Below are 1,746 nucleotides of genomic sequence, written 5' to 3' on the forward strand. Positions count from 1 at the left end.
CCAATGCCACGAAGTTAAGCGCCCAGCTGCGGTGTCAAGGCATCTGGGAGAGTGATCTTGTAGGTGTTCGGCGCGGTGCGGATGAGTCGGCCGTTGCGGGCCCAGTAGCAGAGTTGCGCGGTAAGGCTGCTGAGGGGGCGCCCCGAGGTGGGGAGCCCGAGATGCAGCGCGATGTCCCGGGTGTGCATGGCCTGGTTGGAGTTCGCGGCCAAGAGCTTGCAGACCTGGCCCCAGCGGCCGGAGAGGTTCCGGCTCGGGTCTTGCGTGCTGGGCAGGGCTGGCGGGTGCACGGTGATCTCGATGGCGGTGATCGGGGTGCTGTCGCGTGGGCGCCCGTCACGGTTCCAGATGTTGTAGCGGGAGGTTCCGCATTTGACGATGCGGGCGGACATGCGCATCCGGCGCCTGGGGAGCAACGCGTGCAGGACGCGGGCGCCGATGTGTCCGACCAGGTTGGAACGGCTGCTCGGTCCTGGGGCCGAGGTCGTTCCGCGGAGGCCGACTACCGTGTCGCGGGCGGCTTCGAGAGCGATGGTGAAGCCGGCTCGGTCGGGATCGCAGCCGGGCATTGTCTCCACCGCGGTCACCATGACTGAGCGCAGGGCCTGGTAGAGGGCGAGCAGTCCCCACATCTCCTGGTTGAGGCCCACCGGGTCCTTCGAACGTAGAACTCGTCCTTTGAGCAGGGTGTGGCGGAGCGCCAGGAAGGTGATCTCGATCTCCCAGCGCTCGTGGTAGAGACGCACCAGGTGGTCGGCGGGATCGGTGCGGTGGTCGTTGAGCGTGGTCAGCAGGCGGTAGGTCCCGCCGAAGTCGCCGCCGTCGGCGGTGCGGGAGTGGATCTCGGCCTCGATCACCCGCAGCGGGAGCCCCCCGATCCGGGTCAGGTAGGAGCCGTCGGGCAGCAGCGCCAGCACCGGCGGTCGTCGGGTGCTGGTGGCGCGTATCAGGAACTGAGTCCCCTGAGCTGCGATGTCTGTGAGCAGTTCGTTGCTGTCAAAAGCACGGTCCGCCAGAAGGAGCATGTCCAGGGTCAGATGACCGACCAGTTCGTGGGCGTAGTCGGTCTCGCTCTTGGAGGCGGGGCCGAAGACCGCTGCGATCAGGCCGCGGGTGCCTGTTTCGCACAGGGTCATGAGCATCAGCCGGGGGTAGCCGGTCGGGCCGTAGCGGCGTTCGGTGCGGCCGAGCCAGGACCGGTTGCGTTCGTGGTCGGGGACGGACAGGCTCCCGCAGCCGTCGAAGGCGACCGTGCGCCAGCGGCGGTAACGCACTCCGGGTGTGGACGGCTGGGCCAATGGGCCGGCCAGCACGTCGAACAGGCGCTTGAGCGGGGCCACCCCGACCCGACGTCGCAGATCGCGAAGTGCCTTCTCCGAGGGCTGCGGCACCCAGCCCACCAGTCCGGCCCCGAGTTTTCCCCACACCAGCCCGGCGCCCAGATGCTCGAACAGCCCGAGCGCGAGCACGAAGTACACCCCGACGCGAGAGGGCAGGCTCCGAAGTCGTCGCTCGCGAGCCCCGCTCTCGTCCAATACCGCATCCACCAACTCGGGTGGGATGACCTGCGTTAACTCGCCGACATGACCAGGTGCGAACACGTCATTGGTTCCGTTCATGACAGACTGAGCCACTGGGCCTCTGCTCTCTCAGGAAGATCTTGGTCGATCCCCCTGAATAGCAGAGGCCCTTCGCATCCCGCCCACGCTTGACACCGCCGCTGGGCTCTTAACTTCGTGGCATTGG

The 1,746-nt window shown here is 67.4% G+C and carries 1 protein-coding gene; it reads right to left on the reverse strand.

Annotated elements, in window-relative coordinates:
- Nucleotides 1-14 precede the first annotated feature (14 nt).
- Nucleotides 15-1,619, reverse strand: a complete 1,605-nt coding sequence (locus ACIP98_RS42430; protein WP_401982233.1) for an IS4 family transposase — start codon at nucleotides 1,617-1,619, stop codon at nucleotides 15-17.
- Nucleotides 1,620-1,746: the final 127 nt, after the last annotated feature.

Source organism: Streptomyces sp. NPDC088354, assembly GCF_044753585.1.
GTDB lineage: Bacteria > Actinomycetota > Actinomycetes > Streptomycetales > Streptomycetaceae > Actinacidiphila.